The sequence below is a fragment of the Pseudoalteromonas fenneropenaei genome (assembly GCF_042643375.1).
GTDB classification, from domain to species: Bacteria; Pseudomonadota; Gammaproteobacteria; order Enterobacterales; family Alteromonadaceae; genus Pseudoalteromonas; species Pseudoalteromonas fenneropenaei.
In genome coordinates this window covers 101,225-123,187 of record NZ_JBHRSD010000022.1, presented here as the reverse complement: position 1 = coordinate 123,187, position 21,963 = coordinate 101,225, and the positions used below count along the sequence as shown (strand labels likewise).

17 protein-coding genes are annotated in these 21,963 nt (G+C 46.5%); 6 read left to right on the top strand and 11 right to left on the bottom strand.

What is annotated here, in order from left to right:
- Positions 1-3 precede the first annotated feature (3 nt).
- The 5 genes from apaG to lptD are packed head-to-tail and all read right to left on the bottom strand — an operon-like array spanning position 4 to position 5,799.
- On the bottom strand, positions 4-393 hold the full coding sequence (gene apaG / locus ACFOEE_RS13105) for a Co2+/Mg2+ efflux protein ApaG (RefSeq protein ID WP_377124964.1): 390 nt from the start codon (positions 391-393) through the stop codon (positions 4-6).
- Positions 377-1,183 carry a 16S rRNA (adenine(1518)-N(6)/adenine(1519)-N(6))-dimethyltransferase RsmA gene (rsmA, locus tag ACFOEE_RS13100; protein ID WP_377124962.1) on the bottom strand — a complete coding sequence of 269 codons (807 nt, stop codon included), beginning with the start codon at positions 1,181-1,183 and terminating at the stop codon, positions 377-379. Before rsmA ends, apaG begins: the two co-directional genes overlap by 17 nt.
- Positions 1,180-2,172, bottom strand: coding sequence for a 4-hydroxythreonine-4-phosphate dehydrogenase PdxA (pdxA, locus tag ACFOEE_RS13095; protein WP_377124960.1), 993 nt, complete (start codon positions 2,170-2,172; stop codon positions 1,180-1,182). Before pdxA ends, rsmA begins: the two co-directional genes overlap by 4 nt.
- A 2-nt stretch (positions 2,173-2,174) precedes the next feature.
- Positions 2,175-3,467 (bottom strand): peptidylprolyl isomerase SurA, encoded by a 1,293-nt coding sequence (gene surA, locus ACFOEE_RS13090; protein WP_377124958.1) that lies wholly within the window; start codon positions 3,465-3,467, stop codon positions 2,175-2,177.
- 13 nt (positions 3,468-3,480) lie between these two features.
- Positions 3,481-5,799, bottom strand: coding sequence for an LPS assembly protein LptD (lptD, locus tag ACFOEE_RS13085; protein ID WP_377124956.1), 2,319 nt, complete (start codon positions 5,797-5,799; stop codon positions 3,481-3,483).
- Positions 5,800-5,898: 99 nt separating this feature from the next.
- On the opposite strand from lptD, the gene ACFOEE_RS13080 reads away from it, so the two are divergent.
- Genes ACFOEE_RS13080 through djlA form a run of 3 tightly spaced genes read left to right on the top strand, consistent with a single transcriptional unit; the run spans position 5,899 to position 8,445 of the window.
- Positions 5,899-6,900: an aminoglycoside phosphotransferase family protein gene (locus ACFOEE_RS13080; RefSeq protein ID WP_377124954.1), complete on the top strand. Its 1,002-nt coding sequence runs from the start codon at positions 5,899-5,901 to the stop codon at positions 6,898-6,900.
- Positions 6,897-7,577 carry an N-acetylmuramate alpha-1-phosphate uridylyltransferase MurU gene (murU, locus tag ACFOEE_RS13075; protein ID WP_377124952.1) on the top strand — a complete coding sequence of 227 codons (681 nt, stop codon included), beginning with the start codon at positions 6,897-6,899 and terminating at the stop codon, positions 7,575-7,577. Before ACFOEE_RS13080 ends, murU begins: the two co-directional genes overlap by 4 nt.
- Positions 7,567-8,445: a co-chaperone DjlA gene (djlA, locus tag ACFOEE_RS13070; protein ID WP_377124950.1), complete on the top strand. Its 879-nt coding sequence runs from the start codon at positions 7,567-7,569 to the stop codon at positions 8,443-8,445. The genes murU and djlA overlap by 11 nt, the downstream gene beginning before the upstream one ends.
- 11 nt (positions 8,446-8,456) lie before the next feature.
- On the opposite strand, the gene ACFOEE_RS13065 is transcribed toward djlA, so the two are convergent.
- The 5 genes from ACFOEE_RS13065 to rapA all read right to left on the bottom strand — a co-directional run bounded on the left by ACFOEE_RS13065 (position 8,457) and on the right by rapA (position 15,050).
- Positions 8,457-9,392, bottom strand: coding sequence for a DUF3530 family protein (locus ACFOEE_RS13065; RefSeq protein ID WP_377124948.1), 936 nt, complete (start codon positions 9,390-9,392; stop codon positions 8,457-8,459).
- Between the two features lie 87 nt (positions 9,393-9,479).
- Positions 9,480-10,223, bottom strand: a complete 744-nt coding sequence (locus ACFOEE_RS13060) for an ABC transporter permease (protein ID WP_377124946.1) — start codon at positions 10,221-10,223, stop codon at positions 9,480-9,482.
- Positions 10,220-11,110, bottom strand: a complete 891-nt coding sequence (locus tag ACFOEE_RS13055; RefSeq protein ID WP_377124944.1) for an ABC transporter ATP-binding protein — start codon at positions 11,108-11,110, stop codon at positions 10,220-10,222. The genes ACFOEE_RS13060 and ACFOEE_RS13055 overlap by 4 nt, the downstream gene beginning before the upstream one ends.
- A gap of 319 nt (positions 11,111-11,429) precedes the next feature.
- Positions 11,430-12,083 carry a bifunctional tRNA pseudouridine(32) synthase/23S rRNA pseudouridine(746) synthase RluA gene (gene rluA / locus ACFOEE_RS13050; RefSeq protein WP_377124942.1) on the bottom strand — a complete coding sequence of 218 codons (654 nt, stop codon included), beginning with the start codon at positions 12,081-12,083 and terminating at the stop codon, positions 11,430-11,432.
- A gap of 72 nt (positions 12,084-12,155) precedes the next feature.
- Positions 12,156-15,050 (bottom strand): RNA polymerase-associated protein RapA, encoded by a 2,895-nt coding sequence (rapA, locus tag ACFOEE_RS13045; protein WP_377124940.1) that lies wholly within the window; start codon positions 15,048-15,050, stop codon positions 12,156-12,158.
- A gap of 337 nt (positions 15,051-15,387) precedes the next feature.
- On the opposite strand from rapA, the gene ACFOEE_RS13040 reads away from it, so the two are divergent.
- The 3 genes from ACFOEE_RS13040 to ACFOEE_RS13030 all read left to right on the top strand — a co-directional run bounded on the left by ACFOEE_RS13040 (position 15,388) and on the right by ACFOEE_RS13030 (position 21,520).
- Positions 15,388-16,791, top strand: coding sequence for a PhoH family protein (locus tag ACFOEE_RS13040; protein ID WP_377124938.1), 1,404 nt, complete (start codon positions 15,388-15,390; stop codon positions 16,789-16,791).
- Positions 16,792-16,911: 120 nt separating this feature from the next.
- On the top strand, positions 16,912-20,613 hold the full coding sequence (locus ACFOEE_RS13035; protein ID WP_377124936.1) for an ATP-binding protein: 3,702 nt from the start codon (positions 16,912-16,914) through the stop codon (positions 20,611-20,613).
- Positions 20,606-21,520, top strand: coding sequence for a diguanylate cyclase domain-containing protein (locus tag ACFOEE_RS13030; RefSeq protein WP_377124934.1), 915 nt, complete (start codon positions 20,606-20,608; stop codon positions 21,518-21,520). Before ACFOEE_RS13035 ends, ACFOEE_RS13030 begins: the two co-directional genes overlap by 8 nt.
- 43 nt (positions 21,521-21,563) lie before the next feature.
- On the opposite strand, the gene ACFOEE_RS13025 is transcribed toward ACFOEE_RS13030, so the two are convergent.
- Positions 21,564-21,944 carry a DUF3192 domain-containing protein gene (locus tag ACFOEE_RS13025; protein ID WP_377124932.1) on the bottom strand — a complete coding sequence of 127 codons (381 nt, stop codon included), beginning with the start codon at positions 21,942-21,944 and terminating at the stop codon, positions 21,564-21,566.
- Positions 21,945-21,963: the final 19 nt, after the last annotated feature.

Below are 21,963 nucleotides of genomic sequence, written 5' to 3'. Positions count from 1 at the left end.
AGTCTAATGCAGAATATTAGGAGTAGAGAGCCTAAATACCGCGATTGGCGCCTGAAATTCAGTGCCAAACTCGTTACGCATCACGTAATGCCCCTGCATTGTCCCAACTGGGGTATCAAGCACTGCACCGCTGGTGTAGCGATAACTTTCACCAGGACGAATGGTTGGGGTTTCACCTACCACACCCTCACCCTCGACTTCGGTTTCTTTACCGTTGGCGTCAGTGATTAACCAATAGCGGCTCTCTAGTTTGGCACTGCACAAACTGTGATTTTTAATGGTGATAGTGTACGCAAAAACGTACTTTTCCTTTTCCGGTTCTGACTGCGCTTCAACGTAAAAGGTTTCTACCGAGATTTTGATCGGAGAGCCAAGATTAGTGTTGTTTGTCATAGATAAAATTAGCTATCTCAATAAACTGGTTAAGTGAGAGGTTTTCAGCACGAAGCCCTGCATCAATACCAAGGCCAGCGATTTCTGCTTCGGTAAGTAAGTTTGATAAGCTATTACGCAGCGTTTTGCGGCGTTGGTTAAAGGCTTCCAAGCAGACTGTGTTGAGAAGTTTAGTGCATTTGGCACTGCGTTGCTCAGCCGGTTTTGGCATTAAACGTACTACCGCAGAGTCGACTTTAGGTGCAGGTTTAAAGCATGTTGGTGGCACTTCAATGACCGGCATGGCGTAGCAGTAATATTGTGTCATCACACTCAAACGACCAAAGGCCTTGCTGCCTGGGCTTGCAACCATACGGTTGACCACTTCTTTTTGTAGCATAAAGTGCATATGTTCAACGTTGTCGACAAACTCAAACAAGTGAAACAATAAAGGCGTTGAAACGTTGTAGGGTAAGTTACCAAAGATTTTTAGTTTTTCACCCTCTTTAATCAACGATGAAAAATCGAACTTCATCGCGTCGCCTTGGTGAACTGTCAGCTTAGATGCTAAAAATGGGTGCTGGGTCAAGCGCTCAGCCAGATCCATATCTAGTTCTACCACAGTTAAATGGCCTGATAACGCCGCTACAGGTTCGGTGATAGCACCAAGACCTGGGCCGATTTCGACCAGATTATCTTGTGGTTTGGGGTCGATGGCGGTGACAATTTTGTCGATGATCATCGCATCATTTAAGAAGTTTTGACCAAAGCGCTTACGCGCGCGGTGGCCTAAGTGTACTTTATCGCTCATGTATTTTGTGCTTTCTCAGTCGCAAGCTTAATTGCTTCACGAATCGCTAAATCGAAACTGCCCACGTCGACGTTGCCTGTACCCGCTAAATCTAGCGCAGTACCGTGATCAACGGAAGTACGAATAAATGGCAGCCCCAATGTAATGTTTACGGAATTACCAAATCCTTTGTATTTTAACACAGGTAATCCTTGATCGTGATACATTGCCAGTACCGCGTCTGCGTTTTCTAGATATTTAGCCTGAAACAGCGTATCAGCTGGCAGTGGACCGATAAAATGCATACCTTCTCGATTGAGCGCTTCTAGAGCCGGGCGGATGGTATCGATTTCTTCGCGGCCTAAATGGCCGTCTTCACCAGCATGTGGATTTAAGCCGCAAACCAAAATACGCGGTTCAGCAATGCCAAACTTTTGCTGTAAATCTTGGTGGAGAATTCGTGCCACTTTGCTGAGTCGTTCGGTGGTAATGGCGCGTGACACATATTCCAGCGGAATATGGGTCGTCACCAGTGCCACTCGTAGTCCTTCGGTGGCGAGCATCATCACCACATGTGAAGTATTTGATTGCAGAGCAAAATACTCAGTATGACCGCTAAATGCGATGCCCGCGCGATTAATAATGCCTTTATGGACTGGGCCTGTGACCACCGCGGCAAAGGTATTATCCATGTTTTTTTCGGATGCTATTCGCAGCGTATCAAGCACATAACGGCCGTTATTCTCATCAAGCTGACCCGCTACAACAGGGGCACCAAGGTCAACTTGTAAACAGTAAATGGCACCAGCTGGGGCAGGTGTGGCAACAGCTTCAGGATCAAATGGTAAAACTTTAATGCTGAGGCCAAGTTCTGCTGCGCGCTGTGTTAACAGCGCGGCATCCGCAACAGCCACCAATTGCTCTGACCAAGCCTTTTGTGCCAACTTAATTAACAGGTCTGGGCCAATACCTGCAGGCTCTCCTGGCGTGATAGCAATCCGTAAAGTCATTTTTATTCTGCCGGGAAAATTTCAATATGGGCTTGTTCACGCATCTCATTCTGCCACTTGAAGCTTTCTTCTTTGAATTTACGATTAAAGAGAATGCCGTGGGCGCGATTGCGTTTAGCTTGTTCCGTTTTATCGGCAATGCGCTTGTCCAGCAATTGCACGATATGCCAGCCGAATGTACTGCGGAATGGCTCACTTAGCTCACCTACTTGCAGTGATAATAAAGTATCACGAAACGCAGGTACATACGTGCTTGGATCTGTCCAGTCGTACTCGCCGCCTTTAAGCGCTGAACCTGGGTCTTCAGAATGCTCTTTGGCTAGCGCGGCAAAGTCCGCTTTGCCTTCGCGTAAATCTTTAACAAAGCCTTGTAACATCGAACGGGCTTTTTCTTCGCTCAGGATGATAGAAGGTTTGATTAAGATATGGCGTGAGCGAACTTCTGTAGTTTCAACTACTTGGCGGCCACGGATATCTTGAATTTTAATAATGTGGAAGCCAGCACCAGAACGGAGTGGGCCGATAATATCATCTTTCTTTTTGCCTTTTACTGCTTCGGCAAATAAGGTTGGCATATCATTAATGCCCATCCAACCTAACTGACCACCATCGAGTGCTTTGGCACCGCCAGATGAAGCAATCGCGATGCGCTTAAAGTCTTCGCCTTTGTTTAACAGCTCAATGACTTTTTCCGCACGATTACGCTCGGCTTCGATTTCTTCTGGTGAGGCTTTTGAAGGGAGCTTAACCAAAATATGGCCGATATCGTACTCTTCGTTATTAGCGCCCTGTGACTCCATGATTTTCAGAAGATTATCAATTTCTTGTGGACTGACGTAGATACGGCGGTCAACGTTCGCACGCATTACTTGCCCGGTAGTGATCTCACGGCGAATTTCTTCGCGGTAAGCCGCAAAACTTTCACCTGAGGCTTCAATGGTGCGGCGTAAATCGGTAATAGTACCACCTTGGTCGCCAGCGATATTAGCTAAGGTTTGGTCGAGCTGCGCATCAGAGATCTCAAGGCCCATACGCTCAGCAAGCTGCATCATAATTTCTTGGTCAACTAAGCGCTCTACGGCTTGCAAACGTAAGGTTTTGTCAGACGGAAGCTGCGTGCCTTGTTGTTCAGCATTCTTTTTGACACGGTCAATGACGACATTCACTTCACTTTGCAACACTACGCCATTATTGACGGTAGCGACCACTTTATCGAGTTCAACACGCTCTGCAAAAGCCACCTGAGATACACTCAGGCTTAGGCAAGCGCTTAAAAATAGCTTTTTAAAATTCATAAACTTCTAATTTCTAGTTATTTAAAAAATAGGGTCTTCTGTAAGCAAAGATACCGCGTTTTAAGAGGTTTTGTACATCACTACGAGCGTTGCTGCCAAGTCCTTTCAACACAAAGTTGAAGCGGATACTAGAATCGAACACCGCATCGTCTTGCCCAATGGTGCGATTGAGGTCGGTTTCAATTTGTCGACTGGTGGTTATTTGCACCGCCCAGCAACAAGATTCATACTGAAATCCAGCAAACGACTCAATACTGCGGTTTGCCTCTAAATCACGGTGGTAGCTGGCAATTAACTGCCAGTTATCACTTACTGGCACACTCATAAACATACCGACCTGATCTATGGTATAGCCTGAGACATCGGTTGCATAGCGATGGTTCAATTGCACTAGCTGATTATTATCACCTTTGTAATCTAAAGTAAGGTGAGATTGCACCACATCTTTGCCATCGGCATCAAATTGCACACCAGCACCTAAATACCAGCGACGATGCCAATGCCACATAGTTTCAGCGGCCAGTAGCGCATTGTAATTAGTGTCAGAGCCTGCGCTGGGGAGGCCTTGCTCACTCGGTTTCACTGAATCGCTGAGGTAGAAAATTTGGCCGAAACTAAAGTTAAACACTTCGTCGTTGCCACGGTTAAACACGCGTGTGGTGGCACCTAAGGTAAACTGATTTGCTTCAGCAACTCGGTCAACACTTGAGAAGCGTTTGTCGCGGAATAAACCGAAGAAGTCATCTTGTAATCTTGTGGTATCGTACAGTCCAATCTCTGATTGGTCGCGTTTTGGCGTGTATAAATATTGAATTTGTGGTTCTAAAGTTTGTATACCGTCTTCAATAAACCACGCGGTATCGCGTTCGAAGTTGAGTTTGCCGTGGAGGCGTACTTTGGGTAACGTGCGGCTCACTTCTCGTGCGTAAGGAGTGTCACTTAGCTCGCCATCTTGACGATAACGGGTATGTAATAAACTGGCTTCAGATAAAAATGACCAAGCATAGTCATCAATACGATAACTGAGTTTGGGTTCTAAGTGCACGCGTGAGGCTTCTTCTATGGTTAAATCGCGATTTTGAAAGTGAGCAAATTCACCATTAAAGTGCCAATTTAACCCTTGTTGATCGCCAATTTGGCGCCGCGCAAAACTTACCTGAGGCAGTGCCGCGTAGGATTCGGTGTGATTACCTAGCACCTCAAAGTTTTGCAGTTTAATGTTGGCCGTCCAATCATCACCCAAGTAGTTAAATAGCGCAGTACGCTGCAACTGCGTATCAGTCATCGACGCGTAGTCGGTATTTAAATCGGTAATATAGTTGTCATCACTGATATTGGTGACGTCAAAACTGGCGCGCCACTGCGAGTTAAAATCACTTTGTTGTTGAAAATGAAAGAGGTAACGCTCATCCAAAGTTTGCTCAGATTTATCATTACCTAAGTATTCTACCGCTACTAAACCTTGGTGATCTTCGGTCAGATAACGAAATTCACTGACCAGTTGCACCCCTTTATTGGCCATATATCTTGGCGTGATGGTGGCATCGTAATTGGGCGCAATATTCCAATAAAACGGGGTCGCAAGCTCTAAACCAAAACGCGCAGAGCTAGATAGTGTAGGAGTCAGTAAGCCTGACTTACGTCTATCGTCGATTGGAAAGGTGAAATAGGGAATGTAAACAACAGGCACATCTAAGATTTTCAAGATGGTGTTGTGGGTTTCACCCCAACCATCGTCCTGTGACAAGGTGATGTTGTCGGCACTGATTTGCCAAAACGGTTGCTCGCCGGGACAAGTGGTAAAACTTGAATTGTCGAGGCTTAGACCTTTGGCATTAACCGCTAACTTTTCTGCTCCACCGTGACCATTTTGTTGGGTAAGTTGGTATTGTGCACCAAGCAGGACAATACTGCTTTGATTGAGGTTGGCAGTAAGGCCTGCGCTTTCTACCTTGCTGAACTTATCCTGATACTGTAGCGGTCCGCTCGCATGTAACAGCCCCTGTTGCTTATCGACCAATGCCGACTGAGCACGTAAGGTCATTTTGGTGGTATGGATATTGACATTGCCATTAAACTCGGCACTCTGCGTACCTTGTAATTCAACGTCGTCGGCATCAATAGCGATGGCATTGAGTCCTAATCCCGGTGCGGGTTGCCAGCTGGGGTTCAGGGTTGTAGTGTTACATAGTTGTGGTGCAGGCAAGGTGACAGCAGTATCGGCAGAAGTTTGTGAGGCAGTATCGGCAGCAGTGGTGGTTTGCGCAGTTACAGTGGCGCTATACAATCCCTGCAGTGAACCTAAGACTAACAAACTCCAGATTTTTTGCATTGCAACCTTCTTTTCCATGCGCCTGTTTTCAAAGCCCAACATCATAAATGAAAATGGGCCTAATTACAGTAACCAGAATAACGAAAAACGTGATAAATCATGACCACAGTGCTGACAAAATTTGACTCTTTTTTACAAGCTTACTTTAACGCTCCCCCAACCAGTGTGGCAGCTATTACTGGGGATGCCAGTTTTCGCCGTTATTTCCGTATTGAACACAACGGCTTAAGTTATATTTTAATGGCTGCAGAGCCGAGCAAGGTCGACAACCGCCCGTTTGTCGCTTTAACCGAGCATTTTGCCGCAGGTGGGCTGCGTGTACCGCAAGTATTGGCGGTAGATCATGCGCAGGGGCTAGTCTTACTTGAGGATTTCGGCAGTGTGCATCTGGCGGATAAGTTAAATGAGGCCACACGCGTAAGTCATTATCAGCAAGTCTTAGCGCTCATGCCAAAAATCGCGACTTTAACGCCAAGTAGCTGGATGAAGCCCTATGATGCGGCTTTTATTGCCATGGAGTTAGACATCTTCCGCGATTGGTTACTCAGCCAGTGGCTGCAGGTGCCTAGCACAGCGGAGCTAACAACGCGTTGGCAAGCGTTACAGCATTGGCTGGTTGGCGAATTTATAGCGCAACCACAAGTGACTATGCATCGTGATTTCCATAGTCGTAATATTATGGCAGTAGAGGACGGTTGGGCACTGATTGATTATCAAGATGCAGTGCAAGGTCCAGTTTGTTATGACGTAGTATCGCTACTGCGTGATTGCTATTTCCGCCTTCCTGAGGCGGAGTTTATTCAGCTGCGTCACGATGCCTTTATTTTGCTGCATCAAGCAGGGCTACTAGCGCAAATATCGGAGACAGAATTTGCCTATTATTTGGACGTTACGGGATTGCAGCGTCATCTAAAGGCTGCGGGGATTTTCGTGCGCTTATGGCTACGTGATGGCAAAGCGGGTTACTTAGCAAATATCCTCCCAACCTTGGCTTATATTGTTGAGGTTGCGGAGAAATATCCGCAAAGCCAATGGCTTGCAAGTTGGCTGCAAGCTGACATAATCCCAGCGGTAAGCGCGAAACTGGAGTCTTTAGCGTGAAAGCCATGATTTTAGCCGCAGGGCGCGGCAAACGTATGATGCCACTGACGGCTAATATGCCAAAACCTATGTTGGAGGTGGCTGGGCTGCCGTTGCTTGCCTACCACATCGCCCGCTGTAAAGCGGCTGGGATCACTGAAATCGTCATCAATCTTGCGTGGCAAGGGGATAAAATTCGTGATTATTTCCAAGATGGCAGCAAGTTTGGAGTGCAAATTGAATACAGCCAAGAGCCCATTGCTGGGCTTGAAACCGCAGGCGGGATTTTGGCTGCATTACCGCTGCTATGTAGTCAAACTGAGTCGCAATTTGTGGTGATAAACGGTGATATCTTTACTGACTATCAGTTAGATAGCCTATTACAATTGCATTTGGCAGCTGGAGAAGGGCATTTGGTGTTGGTGGAAAACCCGCCGCAGCATCCAGAGGGCGATTTCACTTTGTGTCATCAGCCACTCAATCCAACCCGATATACTTTTTCGGGTATCGCACGCTACGACCGCGCTTTTTTTGATGGTATTACGCCGGGTTTTGTTGCGCTTGGGCCAATTTTGCGAGAGCGAATTGCAGCCGGTCAGGTTTCGACTGAACTTTATCTTGGCGAGTGGCACGATGTAGGCACGCCAGAGCGATTGGCGGAATTAAACGCACAGCAAGGGGGTGCACATGTGGGGTAAATTGCTTGGCACCTGTTTTGGGTTTATGTTTGGTCGTTGGCTTGGCGCGGCACTGGGGTTTTATCTAGGCCACTTGTTCGACAAGGGGTTAAAACAAGACTTCGACAAAGTGGGTGGTTTTAATGCCTTTAGTCGTGGTGATGATTTACACGAGCGCCAAGCGCTATTTTTCTCCAGCTGTTTTGCTGTCATGGGACACATTGCCAAATCGAATGGTCGGGTAAGTGAAATCCACATTCAAGCAGCGTCTGCCTTTATGGATGAAATGGCACTGCATGGCGAAGACCGTAAAGAAGCGCAGCGTGCATTCAATGCTGGTAAGGCTGCGGAGTTTTCACTCAAAGAAGCCGTGCAGGATGTGCGCGAGGCGTTTGGTCGGCGCTATGATCTGCTGCAGCTGTTTTTAGAAATTCAAATTCAAATGGCATACAGCGATGGTCATTTAGCGGCGCAGGAACAAGCGCTTATTCAGCAAGTGAGCAAATATTTAGGGATCTCTCACAGCCATTTTCTGTTTGTCCTAAAACGTTATCAGGCTGAATTTCAGTTCCGTGCGCAGCAGCAAGCTTATCGTCAGTCGCAACAGCAGCACAGTCAGCAGTCTCACCACCATCATTCGCAGCAACAACAGCACAATCGTAGCCAAGCGCAAACTAGCGCCAATAGCCGAGGACAAGCGCTGGCAGTGTTGGGCTTAGCAGATGGCGCGAATGAAAAGGACATCAAACGGGCTTATCGTAAACTGATGTCGCAGCACCATCCAGACAAGCTGGTTTCGCAAGGTTTGCCACCCCATATGATGGAACTTGCCAAGAAGAAAAGTCAGGACATTCAAGCGGCTTACGAGTTTTTAAAAAAAGCGAGCTAATCAATGCTAGATTATAGCTGGCGTAGAAAACCGTCGACTTCTTTGCGTAATCGCACATGTTGGCGCGCCTCGTACGGCAGGCCAAATAATTCACGTTGGCGGTAATCGTACTTCGCATTACGGCGCGCCCAGCGATTACGTTCATGCATTGAGTCGGTGATAAGTGGCGTGTCGGCAGAATAGTATAAATCAAGTAACGCCGGCCCGACTAATGACAGTGTGGCGGGTAAATGCTTGTTGCGATTGCTGTTTGGTAACATGGCGCTGACTGTAACTAAGGCATTAACGCGCAGCGATGGCATCCGCGCTAAGTACTCAGCCAAAACACCAGCGCTGGTGCCTTGCGCTATCACCACCAACTGCTCACTTTGGCTCATCGCCAAGCTTTCGTAAATTTTGCTAAAACGGGCAAATAAACGCTTTTTATAGTCGTCGAGTACAGCTTCGGTAATAAAATGCACGGCGCTATCTTGTGCATTTTGTGCTTGTTCTTCGCTCTGGGTGGCAATGTCAGCTTGCCAGTTAATTTCAGGGACAACCACCGCATAGGTATCAAAACCATCGTCAGTTAGGGCTTGGCGCAAATAGCTAAAGCCATTGTTATCCATAGGGCTGTGCTGCCAATCTGGGATTAAAATCGCGATACCGCGCTTTTCGGCGCTCATGTAGGGCAAATAGAGCGCTGAAAAACTCTCATCTTCGTCAGTCGTAAAAGCTTTGCGCTCCTCAAGTGCTACATGTCGCGTGATATCGTTTTCAAGCTGGCTGGTCCAAGATGGCGCGGCAATGTGAGCTGGGCGTTCAGCCCAAGAGGGTAAACTCACTGCGACTAATAAGGTCATCATTAAACCAAGTAACAAAGTAAAACCAGGTTTTACTCGGGTATTAATAAAACGACTGCAGCGATTAATTACGATAGTTGTCATTGCAGGGTGAGGACGCGCCAATTGCAATCTCCTAACTGATGCCAAATGCTTAACATGCGTTGCTTAGATATCGGCGCGTAGTGGGAAAAGTTTACTGTTTTCTTTTGCTTAATAGAGTTTTCGCCATTGGTGACTGGCCAATAGCGCAAACGCGATGGCAAACGCGCTTAAAATGATTAAGTGCAACCCAATGGGGTGACCTTGGTGCATTGACAGTACGCTAAGTGCCAGTTGAGAAAGATGATAGCTAGGTAGCAACCACGCAAAAGTTTGCATGCTCTCTGGCAATAACGTAATCGGCACCCAAAGACCCGAGCACATCGCCATGGCGAGATACACTAAGTTGACTACAGCTGGTGCCGCTTTCGCACTAAGTTTAAGTCCAAGCCATAACCCCAGCCCGCAAAATGGTAGGGTGCCAAGTAGCGCAGTGCCAAGTAAACCTAGCCATTGGCTTGCACTCATGGTGACATCTGTACCCAGTAAAGCAATGCCAAACAATAAACTACAGATCAGCAGCGAAAAACACAGCGCGCTGAGACTTTTTGCCATGACATAAGCAAGCGGGGGCATAGGAGATAAGCGTTTTAAAGTCAGGCTACCGGTTTCGCGGTCTTGTGCCACATGCACGCCAAAGTTAAATAAAGCGGGGCCCATAATCCCGAAAATACAGTAGTTAACCAGTAAGTAGGTGCTTGCGCCGCTCGCGTCATGTTTAAACACCACACCAAAGAAAAAGTAAAAAGCGCAAGGAAAGAGGAGTGCGGGAAGTACAAAGCCGGGGCTGCGCATTAACCCCAGCAAGTCTACTTTGCTTTCCTGCATATAAGTCGTTTGCGTTAAAGCTATCATGCTGCTTGCTCCTCGGTTAAAGTTAAAAAGGTATCTTCCAGCGAATGAGGAGTCACACTCAAATCATCAATTTGCACTCCAGCAGCAAACAAGCGTTGTAATATCTGGCTCGCTTCGGGTGTTTGCAAACTCACCCAGTGTTCCTCAATGGTAAACGGGGTGTCGGGTAAGAGGCTTAATAAAATCGCGTACGGTGTGTGGGTGTAAAATTTCACTCGACTGGACTTATCGGCTGCCTTTAACGCACAGGGAGAGCCACTGGCAATAAACTGGCCTTGCTTCAACACAAATACGCTATCTGCTAACGCATCGGCCTCTTCCAAGTAATGAGTAGTGAGCACTATGGTTTTGCCTTGCTGTTTGAGTAGCTTGATTTGTTGCCACATTTCACGGCGCATTGCTGCGTCCATCGCTAAGCTAGGCTCGTCCAAGAACAGCACTTGCGGGTCGCCAAGCAGAGCTAAAGCAAACAGTAAACGTTGTTTTTGACCACCAGAGAGTTCGCTAAAACGCTGTGATTCCGCAGTGGTTAAGCCACTAAACTGCAACGCGTGTTGATAGCTGATAGGTTTATGGTAATAGCTACGAAAAAGATGTAAGTATTCACTGACAGTATTGTTTGCAGGTAACGTAGCGCTTTGTAGCATGATGCCAAGTTGTTGGCGCAGTGCGCTCGCACCGGGTTGTTGCTGTAGAATATGGCAGCTGCCTTGTGCTGGGGCCAGCCGACCTAGCAGCACATCAATTAAGGTAGATTTACCCGCGCCATTGGGGCCGAGTATCGCAATACATTCGCCGCGGCCTACCGTGAAGTGCAAATTATCTAAAATAGTACGATTTTGCCGTTTAACTGTCAGCGCACTGACGCTAATAATGTGCTCAGTCATTGTTTTGCTCCGAATGTTTGGCGGTGCAAATATTGAGTACACGCCAGATCACAGCGAACACCATCCAAGTCACTAACCAGATATAACCAGACATACTTTGTTCCTTGCAGGTTTGAAGACAAGGCCAGTATGGCAAATGGATAACGGCAAATGCAGTGAGGCTTGTCATCAATCAAGATGACAAGTGTCATATACATTTTTACCGGAAGCAGTATTACCTGAAGCAGTAGGGGCGTGGTTGGGCTTCTTCGCTACAATACCAAGTCATCTGGGGATGTAGTTTGGGGGCTGAGGCACATTGTTCGCGCTCAGCAAAGCGTTAAAACGGTGCAGGACAGTGAAACTCCATCATTTCACCGGTTTGTGGATGGCTGATTTTTAACATTTCAGCGTGCAGTTGCAGCCTTGGTGCTGCGCACAAGGCTTGCTCATGGGCATAAAATTTATCGCCAAGGATAGGATGTCCAAGATATTGCATATGTACCCGCAATTGATGCGAGCGACCAGTGACGGGGGTGAGTGCGACCCGCGTGGCATTGTCCTCATGCGCCAACACTTGCCAGTGCGTAAGCGACGGCTTGCCATTGTCATAACAGATTTTTTGTTTAGGGCGATTGGGCCAATCACAAATAAGCGGCTGTGAAACACTGCCTGTGGTTTCTTGAAGATGGCCGAATACTCTTGCCACGTAACGTTTTTCGGTATTGCGGTCTTGGAACTGCATACTTAAGTGCCGATGGGCGGCTTTATGCATGGCAATACAAAGAATGCCAGATGTGGCCATATCTAAGCGATGCACAATGCGCGCTTCAGGATACACTTTGTTGACCCGCGTGATGGCACTGTCGTAGTGCTCTGGCGCTTTACCTGGCACCGTCAGCAAACCGTTTGGCTTGTTGATGATCAAGATATCGTTATCCTGATATAAAAAACTCAGATACGGGGTTAGCGCAGGGGCATAGTGCAGCAACATGGAAACGCTCCAAAATAACAAGGGGCGTATTGTATTGCGCCCCTTGTTGCTTGCCAAGTTTAAGCTGGTTGCTTATTCGTGCGTGACAACAATCACGCGAATAGCATCGAGCTTCATTTGTGCTTTATCAATATGGGTGAGCAGTTGCGTTTTCTGACGTGCAAAATAGTCGATTTCTTCATCACGAATGTTGGGGTTAATGGCTTTAAGCGCCACCAAACGTGCTTGCTCTTCATCTAGTTTAGTGGTCATGCTAGTGCGCGCTTGTTGCTGTAAGCCCGCCAGTTGCTGCTCGGCAACCTCACCACCTTTAAGCAATAACGGATGGATAATGGTTTGCAGGGCATTAACTAATTTACTCGCAGTTTGGCGACCGACAGCAGAAAGCTGTTGGTTAAAGCCATCAAACGGCACATTTGCGGCAAGGTTGTTACCCGCTTTATCTAACAATAGGCGAATTGGCGTAGGGGGTAAGAAGCGACCAATTTGCAGCGCTTTTGGTGCCGATGCTTCTGCAATGTAGACCAGCTCAACAAAGAAAGTGCCAGCGGGCAGCTTTTTGTTTTTGAGTAATGCCACTGACGCAGTACCAAAGTCATCATTACAGATCATATCCATCACGCCGTGCACCATAGGATGATCCCAAGAGATAAAATGGGCATCTTCTTGTGATAGAGCCGTGCTACGGTCAAAAGTAACGGTAATGCCATCGTCACGTAAACATGGGAATGATGGGTTTAACATGTGCTCAGTAGGTTTTAAGATAATGGTATTTTCGCCCTTATCTTCTTGCGATACGCCAAAGAGATCGAACACTTTGATCATAAACGCAGGTAAGATCACATCGTCATCCAGTTTAGCTATGTCTGCGGCGATTTGCTCAGCACGACCTTGACCGCTGGAATGCAGCTCAAGTAAACGGTCGCGACCTTGTTCCATTTGTTTACGTAAATTTTGGTTTTGTTTAGCCGCTTGTTCAAGTAAAGGATCTAGGCTGTCTTCATCACAATTATGCGCTGCGATAAGTTCCAGTAATTCCTCTGCAAAACCCTTGTACAAGAGTTGACCTGTGGTGCTGGTGGTTTCAAACGCATCTAACCCTTCGTTATACCAACGTAACAACACCTCTTGTGCGGTGTTGGCAAAATACGGTACGTGAATTTGCACATCATGCTTTTGGCCAATGCGGTCAAGACGGCCAATGCGCTGCTCTAGTAAATCAGGGTTGAGTGGTAAATCAAATAACACTAAATGATGTGAAAACTGGAAGTTACGACCTTCAGAGCCAATTTCTGAACAGAGTAGAACCTGCGCGCTATCGTATTCGTTAGCAAAATAAGCCGCGGCACGGTCACGCTCAATAATCGACATCCCCTCGTGGAATACCGCGGCTTTTACACCGGCTTTTTCACGTAAGGTTTGTTCTAAGTTGACTGCGGTTTGCGCTTCAGCACAGATCAGTAACACTTTTTCGTGTTTAAGTTCTTTCAGTAAATCAATTAACCAGTTTACACGAGGATCAAAGCCAGCCCAGCTGCTGCCTTCACCTTCAAACTCTTGGAAGATTTTTTCTGGGAATAAAGCACGGCGAGCCTTACCTTCGGTATTTTGCAAACCCATATTACCCAGCACCGAAATCGCGGTCTGGTACTGCTTTGGCATCACCATTGGGTAGCTGTTGAGCTTACGGCTCGGGTAGCCTGTAATTGCGCTACGACTGTTACGGAATAAAATACGACCCGTACCATGGCGGTCTAGCAACATTTCTAGTAGCTCATGCTTAGCAGCGTCATCACCGGCAGCAGTTTTTGCCAATAGCGCGTCGATATCGCTTTCTTTTAATAAGGTTTTTAGCGTTTGCTGCGCTGCATCGCAAAGTTCGCCATGCTGCAAGAGTTGGTTGGCGGCATCGGCGACTTCTTTATAGTGTTTTTCTTCTTCGACGAACTCTTCGTAATCGTAGAATCTGCTTGGATCTAACAATTGCAGACGCGCAAAGTGGCTACGATGACCTAGTTGATCAGGCGTTGCTGTTAGTAAGATAAGCCCTGGGATCTCTTGGCTAAGCTCAGCAATACGTTGGTATTCTTGTGATGGCTTATCTTTGCTGACGGTTAAGTGGTGTGCCTCGTCAACAATTAATAAGTCCCAATCGGCTAAGGTAGCTTGCTCAAACCAGCGGCGCTTTTTGGTAATAAATTCAAGGCTTACCAGCACCAACTGCTCGGTTTCAAACACATTAGGGGCATCGGCAAACGATTCGTCACAACGCTCTTCATCAAAGATTGAAAACTTCAGATTAAAGCGACGCAGCATTTCCACTAACCACTGATGTTGCAGGTTTTCCGGTACCACAATTAACACGCGGTTGGCTCGACCAGAGAGGATCTGCTGATGTAATATCATGCCCGCTTCGATGGTTTTACCTAAACCCACTTCGTCAGACAATAACACCCGTGGCGCAAAGCGTTTACCGACTTCTTCGGCAATATACAGCTGATGCGGAATAAGGCTGGCACGCTGACCGATTAAACCTTTTAACGGCGATTGCTCAGCTTGATATAAATGCTGCCAAGTTTGGTAGCGCAACGTGTAGCGATCAAAGCGGTCAATTTGACCCGCAAATAAACGGTCTTGCGGCTTATTGAACTTGATAAAATGATCCAACATCACTTCTTTTAAGCTGACTATTTCTTCGGTATCTATGCGTTGCCCGTGGTAGCACAATAGTGCCCCTACAGCTTCGACTTTATCGACACGCATTTCCCATTCTTCAGCACTGCGGATAACGTCGCCCGGGTTAAATACCACACGCGTTACCGGCGCTTCTGTCACAGCATAAACGCGGTTCTCACCGCAGGCAGGGAATAAAATGGTAACTTGGCGGCCTTCAATGGCGACCACAGTCCCTAACCCTAAATCTGACTCAGTGTCGCTGATCCAGCGCTGACCTAAGGAAAAATTCATGTATCGTCTCGTCTTTGCAGATGTCTTAGCAGAAAAAAGGCGGCTATGTTACCTATAAGGTTGGCCATGTTCAATATTGCTAAATGTTGCCAAATATGCGTTATGGCAGTTTCATAAAAAATTTCATCTACCGCGCTGGCGGATGCTTTTCTTCCCTGTTGAGTCTTGCAAAATCAAATAACTGCTGATTAAAAACTGAGCGCTCAAGCAAGCTTTTTTTGTCATCAAACAGACTTTTATGACAAATAGACTAAACTTGGACTATAGCCATGTGCGTTGCGTTTCGCACAGTAAGATTGGGTATAGCATACTTTTTCGCAATCGACAGGAGCGCGCTATGGGAAAAGCAGAAGACAATGACAACAAAATGTACGTGCTCGACACCAACGTACTACTCCACGATCCACTCGCCTTTCTCTCCTTTCAGGAACACGACGTCGTCATCCCGATGACAGTACTTGAAGAATTAGACCACATCAAAGACCGCAAACGTGATGTCAGCCGTGACGCACGGGTGGTGATCCGCGCTTTGGATGAAGCATTGAAAGATGCCTCGCCTGAGCAAATGCTAGAAGGGGTAAAATTACCAACCCATAAACGGATAGACGGCAAGCCTTCAAAAGCCGGTAAACTCATTATTGTTAATGACCACCTTTATCCAGACACCATTTCGGGCTTGCCCGGCAATGAAAACGACCACCGTATTATCAATTGTGCAGTGCGGATGCAAAAACAGCATGCCAATGCCAAGGTGGTACTAGTAACCAAAGACATTAATATGCGCTTGAAGGCCAAAGGCGCAGGGCTTAAATATGTTGAGGACTATCGTACCGATCAGCTGATCAACGACATTAAACTGCTCAGCACTGGCTTTAAAAAGTTTAAGGGCGACTTTTGGGCTAGTGTTGGCGATTGCCAAACAGAGCAACATGGCCGCGATACTTATCATCATGTGCCGAAAGATTTGTTGCCGGATGTGTTCTGTAATGAGTATTTAATTGATGATACCGAACACTTTGCTGCCCGCGTGACAGGTTATGACGATGCACATATTACCATTAAAGATATCAGTGCTGAGCGTTTGCTGCACCAGATGGCATGGGGGGTGAAACCGAAAAATGTCTATCAGGGGATGGCACTTGATGCTTTGCTTGACCCAACGATTGAGTTGGTGATTTTAACTGGTCCAGCGGGTTGTGGGAAAACCTTATTAGCACTTGCTAGTGCACTTGAAATGATCATTGAAAAACGTATTTACGATAAAGTGATAGTGACCCGAAATACGCCAGAAATCGCCGAAAGCATTGGCTTTTTACCCGGTACTGAAGAAGAGAAAATGGCGCCTTGGCTTGCCGCCATTACAGATACGCTGGAGGTACTACATAAAAATGATGAAAGCCCGTCAACCAGTCGCAACTATATAATGGAAAAGGCCAATATTCAGTTTAAGTCGGTGAATTTTATGCGTGGCCGCAGCATTCAAAATGCCGTGGTGATTTTGGATGAAAGTCAAAACCTCACCGCGTCACAGTTAAAAACCATCATTACTCGCTGTGGCGAAGGCACGAAACTGATTTGCACCGGGAATTTGGCGCAAATCGATAGCAATTACTTGACGCCGTTGACTTCAGGCCTTACCTACATAGTTGAGCGCTTTAAACACTTCGAAGGCAGTGCCACAATCAACTTAAATGGTGTAGTGCGTAGTCGCTTGGCGTCATTTGCAGAAGAAAACCTCTAACCACATGCACCTGAGTTTACGTTACAAAGCGTAAACTCAGCGCTTGCTTAAGCGCGTGTCGAGAGATACGCTAAAAGGGTCACTCTGACTCTTTTTCTTTAAGTATCGCAAGGACTTGATATGCAATTTACGCCACTGAAACATTACAACCGAGCGATGTTGGTCGCTGTGGTTGTGCCTTTATTGGTGGCGGCGTTTTTATGTTTGCATTTGTATCACTTAAAGTTGGAACGCGCCTACCAAAGTCGCTTGGAAAATTTTGCCGCGCTTGATGCTCACGTCGACCACATGATGAAAGCGTCTGATGAAGTGTTCCAGCGTATGTTTGCGAGCATCAAGCAACCGTTAGTGTACCAATTTGATGAACTTTGGTTGCACGATATTGCCCAGTATTCAGATTATTATTATCGCGCCTTGCCTAATGATGGTGGGGAAATAGTCGGGCCGGGCAACTTCGATTTAAGCTCAGACGCAAAACAAAGTTGGCAACGGGTTGCAGCACTCGGGCCGGTATTTGAAACTACCTTGGCCTTAGTGCAATCGCTTGATGCGGTGGCGTATCTGCGCGCTGATGGCTTTGCTTTTATTAAGCGTCGTGACCAATCCAGCAGCCAGTTGTTGACCGCCGTGTCGGCACAGCGGCTAACACCTGATTTTGCTCCAGCGCTACTAAATAGCAGTAAAGTTGTGGAAGTAGACGGCAAGCAATTATTCAGTCTTGGCATGAAACGAGATTTGATCAGCGGTGATATTTTACTGCTTATCTACGACACCACGAAATTAAGTAGCTGGCTGAGCAAAATAGCCCCAGTCTCAGGGCAAACTTTGCTACTTAATCGCGATAATCTCAAGCTAGCTAGCTCGTCAGAGCTTTATACGGATGTCAGTGTTTACTTGCCATATCGTACTTCAGTTAATGGAGCCAAGCCTTGGCATGATGGGGTTATCTTAAGCAGTGTGAAAAATCGCGCCATAAACCTAGTGTATTTAGAGCATGAGCACGATTTCAAAGCCGCCATCACCAAAGAGTTGCTGATGGAATACGGATTCCTCAGTGGCTTTTTGATCTTGACTGCAATTGCTTTGTTTTGGCTGAGCTTACGGTTATTTATCAAACCAGTAGAGCAGTTTGTCAGTTATTTGGTGCATCAGGATGTGAATGCTGTTTCGCCAGAGTATGTTATTCCTAAGGTATGGATCCCCTGGTTTAGGCGCATCAAACATGTGGTCGAACAAAAGCAAAAACTGTTGGCGCAGATATCAGAAAGCAATATTGAGCTTGATCAGATGCTAAAACATCAAACTCGTGCTCTTGAGCGCAGTTTAGAAGGCAAAGAGCGCCAAGCTGTGCTGCTCAATACTATGCTTGATAGTGTGCCGGACTTGATTTACTTCAAAAATATCGATGGTTCTTTCCTTGGTTGTAATCGCGCATTTGAACATTTTATAGGTGTTTCGCGTCAGCAGTTACTGGGTCGAACACATGAAGAAGTGTGTGGTGATTATTTAGAGCTGGTTGAGTTGGAGCAGGATTTACTGACTCATAACGAAGCCAAAGAATTGCGTCTGCGCCATGCAGGCCAAGTTTATGATGTGCGTGTGGCGCCGTTTTATCATGATCAACAAGTGCTCGGTAGTATGGGCATACTGAAGGATGTCACCGCCACGGATGCGATGTTAAGTGCGCTCAAAGCTTCTGAATCTAAATTCCGAGCAGCTATCGAATACGCCGCTAACGGTGTCATTTTAGTCGCAATTGATGGCACCATAATGGCGCTGAATAAAGCCGCGAAACGCTTTTTTGCTCACCGTGAGCCTAACGCTGGTAGCAGTTTAAGCCAGCTATTTGCGCAACAAGATTATCCGCAAGTTGCGCATATGTTTGAACAATTGCTACAGCAGCACAAAAAAGTCCAGTATTTAGCAATTGAGCAAGCCGCACCTTACACTTATTTGCAGCTCGGCGCATCGCTAGTTTGGGATGGCGAGCATCAACCACAGTATTTTGTGATTCATGTGCAAAACGTTACGGCATTGACAGAAGCCAAGCTTGAAGCAGAGCGTGCCACGTTGGCGAAAAGCCGCTTTATTGCCAATATCAGTCATGAGATCCGTACACCCCTGAATGCCATTTTAGGTTTGTCTGAACTAATAGCACATCATAATCAAGATGAGCTAACACAGGACAATGCCCGCAAGATAGATCTGTCCGCCAAGCAACTGTTGGCAATGCTCAATAGTATTCTCGAATTTGCCAAGGTCGAAAGTTACCAAGCGAGCTTGCAACTGCAGGAATTTAGTGTGGTAGAGTTGATAGATACCTGTACCACATTAATCGAGGCACCTTGCCAACAAAAAGCACTGACTTTTGAATGTGAAGTCGACCCGCAAATTGCGCCGAAGCTGCGTGGTGACGTCGATAAAATTAAGCAAGTGTTACTCAACTTACTCAGTAATGCGGTTAAGTTTACTGAGCTTGGCTTTGTGCGCCTAACTTTGCACTGTGAGGAGCGACAAGGTCAGCAACAGCAGATCCGCTTCGCTATCACTGATTCTGGGATTGGCATTAAGCGCCATGATCAACAACGTTTGTTTGATGCGTTTACTCAAGGCGATGAGTCTAGCGCACGTAAATATGATGGTATTGGGCTAGGGCTTGCAATTGTAAAGCATGAAGTGCATTTAATGGGTGGGGAGATCCAGCTGCAAAGTGAGTATCAGCAGGGCAGTTGCTTCTATTTTAGCTTGCTATTAGATACTGTTACTGTCACCCCAGACACCGCCAAATGCCCACTTTACCTCGCAGCAAACGTAACTGCGCCAGCTTATTTAGAGCCGTTTGTTGCTGATCCTAACTCGGATTCAACGCAGCAGCAGGCTGCCTACGTGCTGTTAGATATTCATAGTGAGCGTGATGATTTGCTAGAAACACAACCTCAGTTGAACCACAACTTACCGCTTGTACTACATGCGCCTAGATCTCTTGCTGGGCATTTACCGATATTTAAATCGAAATGCTCCGTGCAATTTTTTAATGATATAGGTTATTGGCAACGTGTTGCACTAAGCTTAGCTGAGCCGCCTGTGGCTGCTGTCAATGCACCATTGGAAACTAAGCTACATGGTGCATTAGTGGCGGTAGTGGACGACAACCCGTTGAATTTGACCATAGCAGAAAATTTGTTAAGGCACCTAGGTGCGGTGGCTTTGACATTTATTGATCCGTTGCAAGCTTTGCAGCAGTTACCGACATTAATGCCTGATGCGGTGCTGATGGATATTCATATGCCGGAATTAGATGGCTTCGCCCTTACCGCTCAGCTGCGTAAACGCTTTAATCAACACGAGCTTCCTATTATCGCATTGACCGCTGATACAGAGATCTTACTTGGTAGCCGTGCTGCGCAGACCGGTATGAATGGCGTTATCATTAAACCAATTGATAAAGTCCAGCTGGAATCCCAGCTACAAGCGCACGTGCAGGTCGATAGCGCATTTTTTGATGAAGCGTTTGCGCTTGGGCAACTGCTAGGTAATCAAGCACTTTTACCTGTGATGTTGGAAAAGTTTGCTAAGCTGTTAGATGGGTATCAAGTCCAGCTGGCGGCTGCAACTAATACTGCAGTGCAAACTCAGCTTGCGCACAGTATCAAAGGAACGGCGGCTGGACTCGGGTTTAAGCGCTTGGCAGAGAAAGCCAAACAAGTTGAGCAGCAAGGGAAGCAAGGCACGGTGGCTGAGGCTGCGTTTTGTGCGTTACAGGACGCACTCGCACAGGCTCTGCAATACCTAACATGGCGATTCGAGGAAAAACATGAATAAACGCGCGCATCTACTGGTTATTGATGATGACCCATTAAATCGCTTGGTGTTAGAAAACACTTTGAGTGAAGAGTTCGATATACGGCTTTGTAGCTGTGCAGATGAAGCATGGCTGGTACTCGATAACGATGTCGATGAAGTGCGGATAGACTTGATTTTACTGGATGTCTTGATGGGGGAGGGCGCCGGTTACCATGTGCTGGAACGATTAAAAGCCAGTCATAAAACCTACAGTATCCCGGTCATTATTTTATCGCAAAGCCATAGTTTCCATGATGAAGCTAAAGCCTTAGAGCTTGGCGCTCTGGATTATGTGACTAAGCCATTCAGCCCCGCGATTATCAAAGCTCGGGTTAAAAACCATCTGGCGATAAAAAAGAAAAATGATTTACTGGAGCGTTTGGCGAATATTGATGGGTTAACAGAGATCCCCAATCGCCGTGCGCTCGAAGAAGTGTTTGGCAAACTGTGGTTGCAAGCTAAAAAAAATAGCCATGCGTTAGCATTTTTACTAGTTAATATCGACTATTTTCGCGCTTACAATGATAAACATGGCTATGCGGCGGGGGATGCGTGTTTAGTGAAAGTAGCCCATGTATTGCAGGAAGTGACTAGACATTATGGTGGTTTTGTCGCTCGATTTGATGGTGTGCGTTTTGCCGTGGTGCTCAATGTCGATGGGTTGGAAAGCACATTGCAGTTTGCTCAAGCATTGGAATTAATGGTCGAAGATTTAAAAATACCTCATCAAGCATCGCCAATTTGCGCTTTTATCAGTATCAGTATGGGGGGCATAGTGGTCGTTGATAATTTTACCGCGACTCCGGTCGAGATATACGCCCAAGCGGATGAAGCGCTACGCAAAGCACATCAGTTGCAGGCAAAGCTGGAAATTGTCAGTATTTAAAGCCCTGCGGTAAGCAAGGCTTTAAATTGGGGATTCATTTTGATTACAGTAGGGCTTTGAGCGCGGTTTCGCCAAAACCTACCAACTTACCATCTTTAAACAGCAGTGGTGTGCATTCGTCTTTAGTGGTCTTGCCATCAGAGTGCTTGCTATGAGTGGCGAAATACAACACTTGGTAAACAGCCCCTTCTTTTTCTAGAGATTCACTGAAATCTGGAGTCGAAAAAGTATTAACGACGCTGCTGTAATCTGTACCTAGTACAAGTTTAGCTATTTTGTCGCGGTTCATTTTTTGCGTATGACGCCAGTCATTATTGTTGTAGTCACTCGCCCAGCCGTGATCTACTTCACCATCCGATACTGCAACTACACAACCGGTTAATAGAGGAGCGCTAAGTAGAGCAGTAAGTAGTAGTTTTTTCATTGTATTTATTCCATTTAAG